5 protein-coding genes are annotated in these 7266 nt (G+C 58.7%); 2 read left to right on the forward strand and 3 right to left on the reverse strand.

The features are described 5' to 3' along the window. Nucleotides 1–86 precede the first annotated feature (86 nt). Both BU124_RS13190 and BU124_RS13195 read left to right on the forward strand, forming a co-directional pair. The gene (locus BU124_RS13190; protein WP_084864042.1) at nucleotides 87–2363 is read left to right on the forward strand and encodes an adenosylcobalamin-dependent ribonucleoside-diphosphate reductase; all 2277 of its coding nucleotides are present in this window, start codon (nucleotides 87–89) and stop codon (nucleotides 2361–2363) included. A 327-nt stretch (nucleotides 2364–2690) separates the two neighbouring features. Next, nucleotides 2691–3758 carry an AAA family ATPase gene (locus BU124_RS13195; protein ID WP_084864043.1) on the forward strand — a complete coding sequence of 356 codons (1068 nt, stop codon included), beginning with the start codon at nucleotides 2691–2693 and terminating at the stop codon, nucleotides 3756–3758. A gap of 358 nt (nucleotides 3759–4116) precedes the next feature. Here BU124_RS13195 and BU124_RS13200 read toward each other — a convergent pair whose 3' ends face one another. The 3 genes from BU124_RS13200 to BU124_RS14870 all read right to left on the reverse strand — a co-directional run. After that, the gene (locus tag BU124_RS13200) at nucleotides 4117–6048 is read right to left on the reverse strand and encodes a DUF3732 domain-containing protein (RefSeq protein ID WP_084864044.1); all 1932 of its coding nucleotides are present in this window, start codon (nucleotides 6046–6048) and stop codon (nucleotides 4117–4119) included. Beyond that, nucleotides 6045–6554: a three component ABC system middle component gene (locus BU124_RS14640; protein ID WP_143529999.1), complete on the reverse strand. Its 510-nt coding sequence runs from the start codon at nucleotides 6552–6554 to the stop codon at nucleotides 6045–6047. The genes BU124_RS13200 and BU124_RS14640 overlap by 4 nt, the downstream gene beginning before the upstream one ends. Then, nucleotides 6541–7266 (reverse strand): ABC-three component system protein (locus BU124_RS14870; protein ID WP_179141929.1); only part of this gene is annotated, 726 nt, incomplete at its 5' end. The genes BU124_RS14870 and BU124_RS14640, both read right to left, overlap by 14 nt.

Genomic DNA, 7266 nt, shown 5'->3' on the forward strand with positions numbered 1-7266 from the left:
TTCCCATGGCGCGCTATATTTGGTAAGTTAAGTCTCCGGTGCCGATTCTGCCACCCGCAGCCCCAACGTTACTGTCCGGAGGGACCATGACCCGCTTCGCCGCGCCCATCGCCGAACAGATTTGGGATATGAAATACCGCCTGAAAGAGGCCGACGGCACCCCCGTGGACGCCACGGTCGAGGACAGCTGGGACCGCATCGCGCAGGCGCTCGCCGCGGTCGAGGATACTCCGGCCGAGTGGGCCCCGAAATTCCGTGCCGCGCTTGAGGATTTCCGGTTCCTGCCCGCGGGCCGGGTCACCGCCGGGGCGGGCACGGATCGCAGCGTCACACTGTTTAACTGTTTCGTCATGGGAACGATCCCCGACACCATGGCCGGCATCTTCGACAGCCTGAAAGAGGCCGCGCTGACCATGCAGCAGGGCGGCGGGATCGGCTATGACTTCAGCACGATCCGCCCGCGCGGCGCGGTGGTCAAGGGCGTGGCCGCCGATGCCTCGGGGCCGTTGTCCTTCATGGATGTCTGGGATGCCATGTGCCGCACCATCATGTCCGCCGGCAGCCGACGCGGCGCGATGATGGCCACGATGCGCTGTGATCATCCGGACATCGAGGATTTCATCACCGCAAAGGCCGACGCGGCCCGGCTGCGCATGTTCAACGTCTCCGTGCTGGTGACCGATGCCTTCATGGAGGCGGTGAAGGCCGATCAGGCCTGGGATCTGATCTGGGATGGGGCGGTCATGCGCACGGTCCGCGCGCGCGACCTGTGGGACAGGATCATGCAATCGAACCATGACCAGGCCGAGCCGGGCGTGATCTTCATCGACCGCATCAACCGGATGAACAACCTCAATTACTGCGAGACCATCGCCGCCACGAACCCCTGCGGCGAGCAGCCCCTGCCGCCCTATGGAGCCTGTTTGCTGGGCTCGATCAACCTTGCGCGTCTGGTCTACGGCGCCTTCGAGGACGGCGCGGGAATAGACGAGGCCGAGCTGGACGAGCTGGTCGCCACTGCCGTGCGGATGATGGACAACGTCGTCGACGCCTCCCGCTTCCCGCTGGAGGCCCAAGCGCAGGAGGCTCGCGCCAAGCGCCGGATCGGGCTGGGGGTGACGGGACTGGCCGATGCACTGCTGATGTGCGGGCTGCGCTACGGCTCCGAGGAGGCGGCGCGTCAGACCGAACGCTGGTTGCACGCCATCGCCCGCGCCGCTTACCGCGCGTCGGTGCAATTGGCCAGGGAAAAGGGCGCCTTTCCGCTGTTCGATGCACAGGGGTATCTGGCCAGCGGCGCGATGCAGCAGATGGACGGCGACGTCCGGGCCGAGATCGCCGAACACGGCATCCGCAATGCCCTGTTGACCTCGATCGCGCCGACGGGCACGATCAGCCTCTATGCCGGCAACGTCTCCTCGGGCATAGAGCCGGTCTTCGCCTACAGCTATACCCGCAAGGTCCTGCAAAAGGACGGCAGCCGCACCGAGGAAGAGGTCGTCGATTACGCCGTCCAGATGTATCGCGAGAAATTCGGCACTCAGGCCGACCTGCCCGACCATTTCGTTAACGCCCAGACCCTGGCGCCCGAGGACCATGTGCGCATGCAGGCGGCGGCGCAGAAATGGGTCGACAGTTCCATTTCCAAGACGATCAACGTGCCCGCGTATATCTCGTTCGAGGCCTTCAAGGACGTCTACATGCAGGCCTGGGACAGCGGCTGCAAGGGCTGCACGACCTACCGGCCCAACGAGGTCACCGGCAGCGTTCTGTCGGTGGACAATGAGAGCAAGGCCGAGCACAGCCCCGAGGTCCTGGCCGACGCCAATGCCGGCGACGTGATCTACATGACCGAACCGCTGGAGCGGCCCACCGAACTGGAGGGCGCGACCTACAAGCTCAAGTGGCCCGACAGCGCGCATGCGATCTACATCACCATCAACGACATCCACCACAACGGGCAGCGGCGGCCCTTCGAGGTTTTCATCAATTCCAAGAACATGGAACACTTCGCCTGGACCGTGGCGCTGACCCGCATGATTTCAGCGGTGTTCCGGCGCGGCGGCGACGTGTCCTTCGTTGTCGAGGAGCTCAAGGCCGTCTTCGACCCGCGCGGGGGCGCCTGGATGCGCGGCCGCTACGTGCCCTCGATCCTGGCGGCCATCGGCGATGTGATCGAAAAGCACATGGTCGCCATCGGGTTCCTGGCGGGCGAGGGAATGGGCCTCAAGTCAGACCCCCGGGCCGAGGTGATCGAGATGAAACCCAGAACGGCCTGCCCGTCCTGCGGCAGCTACGATATGCGCATGATAGAGGGATGCATGACCTGCGCGGCCTGTGGGCATTCGAAGTGTTCCGGCTAGGCGTGTGACGAGAAACCTGTAAATTCCCCCATACTTTTTCCATTATGGGGGATTTTTACCCCCCTCGTACCCCCTATTTTCTTCCACTGTCGCGTAACCCATTGAAAAATATAGAAGTCGAAAATGCCGCTCCGGAAAAAGCGGCGTTTATGCTGACCTACGGCGCAAGCCTTCTCCCCGATTGACGAGCGTAGCCCCGCCGGTCAATCACAGCCCCCAAGACACCCGGGTTCTTTTCTTCCAACACGCCTGCCGCGGCCCCTCGCCCCGGTGGGGCGGCGTGGCGGCTCTTGCCGTGCGCCGCTGCTTTCAGAAAAGGACAGTACCATGGCCGGAGAGCCTTTCCTCCTGACGCGCCTCGACAGCGACATCCCGCACCGCTCCGACATATCCTCCCGACTGCGCGAGCACCTCATGCGCCTGCGTGGTCACGAAATCGACGACACGGTCGAGATCTGGGACGATACGACCGGGGCGGTCTCTGAGCACGACCTCACCCGCATCCATCGCCGCGCCACGGCTTATGTCGATCGGCTCCGTGCGGCGAGTGGCACTGCCCACTTGAAGCCCGACGAGAAGGCGCGCCTCGCGGCGGTCAAGGACGGGGTCCGGGCCACCACTATCACGACCGAGGCCCGGGCCGACGAGATTGCCGCGGGGCTGCATGCGCAGATGCCCTGGATGGCCCCGGCGACGGAGAACGCTTGGCACGCGATGCGCCGTTGCGCGCAGGAGGGCGCGCCGGTCTTCCGGCTGCCGCCGATGATCATGGTCGGCCCGCCGGGCATCGGCAAAAGCCATTGGGCGCGCGCCCTGGCCGCAGCGCTCGGGGTGCCGAGCACACTGGTCGACGCGGCGGCGGAGGCGGCGAGTTTCGTGGTGGCGGGGATGCAGCGCGGCTGGGCCAACGCGGGCCCGGGCAAGCCGCTGGACACGATTCTGAACCACCGCGTTCTGAACCCCATCGTGATCGTCGATGAACTCGAGAAAGCGGGGGCCGTGCGCGACACCTCCGGCACCCGCCACAACCTGACCGAGGCGCTCCTCGCGCTGATGGAGCCGAAGACGGCGGCCCGCTGGGAGTGCCCGTTCTACCGCGTGCCGTTCGACATGTCCGGCATAGGCTGGATCATGACCGCGAACAGCCGCAGGGGCCTGCCCGAGCCGCTCCTGAGCCGCTGCCCGCCGCTGGTCCTGCAGCCGCTGACCCTGTCGGACCTTATCGGCTTCGCGCAGCGCGAGGGCGCGGCCCGGGGCCTGACCGCCCCGGCGCTGGACGCGATAATCGAGACCCTCCAGCACCACCGCGACCGCGCCGACGCCCTGAGCCTGCGCGTGGTCCAGCGGATGCTCGACCGGGCCGAGCAGCTGGAACGGCGGCCGGTGTTGAATTGAGGGGAGGTATGCCGCTTGGAACCGGGACACCGTAGTATATGGCGTCCCGGCTCACCCTCACTCGGGTCGTATGGCGGCTGCACCGCGTATAAGGGGTGGAAATGCCCCCTTAATTCCTCTTTCTTGGTCGAATGGCAGCTCTTGCGCGTGAGGGGACGAGGTTGACTTGCAAAACACGGTCATTTCTCGCGACGCGCTCGGCCCGAAGCCGCCGTTGGCCACCGGTCAAACTCGCTGCGGTGCAGCCCTTCGAACCTGTCATTCGCTGCGCCAGCGACTTCGTGCGTTCCCAGAGGTCGGAGGAATGGACATGCCCGCCATTGAACAATTCAGTAAGTTAGTCTTGCCCACCGATCATCTACTGCGTCGGCCAATCATGGGGAACTAAGGCAATTTCGCCACGCCATTCTTCAACGATTGCGTCTTCGAACCACTTATCACGCAAATGAGCGTGATCGAGCACGATCAATTGAAAGGGCCTCTCAATTTCACCGCATGATTTTTTCATGAGCTGAAAGAGCTGCTGCACAGCTAGCCGGTCATCATCCTTCTCAATTTCTTCCAACGCACCGCGCTTAACATCAGACGGATAGTACGCTTGAGTGGGCTGATCGAAGACTAGGAACCCAGGCACTGGGCGCGCTTTGCGTCTCAGCCACCAATGAAGTGCCAAATGGGTAAGCACATGGTATCCAACCCAATTCTCACCACTGCCCATGCGGCTCAGGGGGATCGGGCCGTCCTCGGTATCAGCCACAACGGTAAGTTTCTTGACATCTAACCTCAATGAGCTTCCGCTGTGCTCAAGGCTAAGCTCTTGGGAATAGGCGGTCATCTTGTCGCCTATTAGATTCAAGAAGGTGTCCATGCGCGACGCAGTCTCTTCCGAGTTGATTTTCGATTGGACAGCTTCGATTAGGATTTTGAGCTCTGCAATTTGCTCCTGGACATCATCGTCTTCAGAGTCAGGTGATAGGGTTTCAAGAAAATCAGACAGGCGACCAAGATACCTTGCTCTGGCAATAACCTGATCTTGGGCTGCTTTGGCTTCTTGATCAGAAGAAATCGCAGTATTGAGCTCACGCTGAACATCGCGCAAGCGATCCGTTAACTCAGCGATGTTCTTTTCTAAATCCGTAACATGTGACTGCAGATGCGGGCTCTCTCGGTGCACAAATGAAAGCGCTGAACTCACCTTCTCAAGCGACTCGGTGATTTGTTCAACTGAAGGCACGGGTGCATCGAGCGAAGACTCGCAAATCGGGCATATCCCCTCCTTGCCGCTATCTCCCTTGAATAGTCCGATACTTCTGAGTCGAGATTGCTGTTCAGTGGCTTCACGGGAGAAATCGGTCTGAGCGGATAGGAACGCCATCGCAGCGCGTCGATCCTGATTGAGCTCTTCCAATCGTAGAGCTAGTGCCCTGCGGTCACCTTCCAGTCTTTGGATGGTCTCACCGAAATCCTGCATGAGGGTCGGACCATCTACCTGTGTCTGAGCAACATCTGACAGAAAGGAAAACACCGTATCATCAACGGCCTGGTATTCCTGAGGGATCAAGCCTAAGCGCTTTCCTTCATTGACGATTCTGCTGACGCGGTTGCGACTGAGCTCGATCGCCTGAAGTTTCTTGGCTTCCTGCGCTTCTAAAAAACGCAGTCTTCTTTTGTGCTCATCGAGCTCGTAAAGATATCTAAGGTGGTCCTCCTCCACTGCGCCGATCAGGTAGGGAAACGTGTCCTTAAGCGCCTGCGGTAAGAACGGCTCGTTCATCCTGTGAAAGAGCTGATCCTTGCTGGCGATAGTTCCTTGCGGCTGAAAACACAACAAAAGGGCATGAGAAATATTGGCTTCAAGCGGCGGACGCGTTCCGGTTTCTGGCCGGTTTTCGTTCTCCAAAATACCAGCGAACTGAGTAACGAATGTTTTCAGGCTGGTTTCTGTCGTGTTCTTCCCGATATCTTCTACGTCAGGATACTCAGCAATCACTCCTCTGCTGAAGTAAACCATTGAACCAGTCGATGCGCCCGGCCCTGGGTTATCGCGGGCAATGAATACTTCATCTCCTTTATTGCTGAGATGTAGACCAAACCAGGATACCCGTTTTCTGATTTCGCCTTCCGCTACGTTGAAGCTGCCTCGTCCAAGGCAGTAATCTATGATGTCGATGATCGCAGACTTACCCGTCTTAGACTTTCCCGTAATGACATTAAGACCAGGACCAAAGCGCAGAATGCGCTTCTCGCCGTCATGGCTGTAGAGAACAATCGCTTTGATCGAAAAGCTCATGGCTTGACTCCCCAGCCTGCCAGCACCGAAGTTTCCGATCCTGATTTAGCGAACCATCTAGCAAGAAACTTCATTTGCTTTGCAATCTCTTTTGTCTCGGTTGTTGCATCCTGAAGAAAGGCAGCGGGCAAACCTCCCCGCGACTTGTTTGTCCTAATGTTGTGACCATCTGCGAAGGAAATCATCTCTCGTCCAAGCATGAACATGAAAGCTTCTCGGAAGTATGGCATCACACCTGAAATCCGACCATCCAATCCAATCCTTAAGTCCTCATTCGATTGAATCCATTCATACATCGACGTGATTGTAGATGACGGGAGCCTCTCTCTCGTCGGTTTGTGTAGAGCCAATCCCAAAGCTAAGGCAGTGTAAGTCAGCGGCGTGCCATCAGCTCTGGATTTTTGATGTTCCTTGGTGAAGTCGAATATCAGTGCACCAAGGAACGCTGGATTGAAGAGGCTGCGCTCCTCAGGTGTTCGATTTTCCCAAGCTTCAAGACCCGCCATCATTGCTCTCCGTCTTGAAAAGGGTTTTGAACTTCGGGTGCCAGCCGATCTTCAGCCTATCTGAAAGACCGTGATAAGAACCGGCAGTTATCCATGTTTCTACGACATTCCTGAGCGGTTGCGAATCCTTGGACGCCCACAGGAACAACTTGCGACCGACGGATATTTCTTCCTCGCTGGACTTGGCGTCGGCCAAGAGCACATCTTCATCAAATTTTCTTTCCCACCGGTCACTGAGCTTTGCATCGAAACGTGCAAGCTCATCGTCTAGTATCAAGTTTTCTCTAGCCCATCTGGACCGCTGTGCGTAGGCCTTGTAATAGTCACTAGCACCGCGCTCGACCATGCTATCGGGAAGTTCCAAAACACGCATCTGTCGAACGAATGTCTCCGATTCATCGTCGAGGGAGTATTCTTTCGCCCCAAGCTCCTCGATATTTGAAAGTGGAAGGGCTGAATCCCCAAACGACTTTCCAATCTCACTAGCCTTCATGAGGATTTGTTGAACGGGAATGGATGCAGTCTTGTCATCGACCAACCTTTTTCCAAGCACATCAAACCACCAGCCTTCAAGATGCTGAGCTATCGCCGTGACCTGCACTGGATCTATTACAATCAGTTCGCCTTCTATCTCGCTCGAAACATCGCCAAGGTTTGGATGTAAATCGATGACCTCTACTTTGGATAGGAGAGCGATGGCCTCGGGTTTTGG

The organism is Salibaculum halophilum, from assembly GCF_002094885.1.
Taxonomy (GTDB): Bacteria; Pseudomonadota; Alphaproteobacteria; order Rhodobacterales; family Rhodobacteraceae; genus Salibaculum; species Salibaculum halophilum.

Bases quoted from the DNA above. Each gene is read 5' to 3' on its own strand.
- BU124_RS13190 (WP_084864042.1), top strand. From the start codon at position 87: ATGACCCGCTTCGCCGCGCCCATCGCCGAACAGATTTGGGATATGAAA.
- BU124_RS14640 (WP_143529999.1), bottom strand. From the start codon at position 6,554: ATGGCGGGTCTTGAAGCTTGGGAAAATCGAACACCTGAGGAGCGCAGC.
- BU124_RS13200 (WP_084864044.1), bottom strand. From the start codon at position 6,048: ATGAGCTTTTCGATCAAAGCGATTGTTCTCTACAGCCATGACGGCGAG.
- BU124_RS13195 (WP_084864043.1), top strand. From the start codon at position 2,691: ATGGCCGGAGAGCCTTTCCTCCTGACGCGCCTCGACAGCGACATCCCG.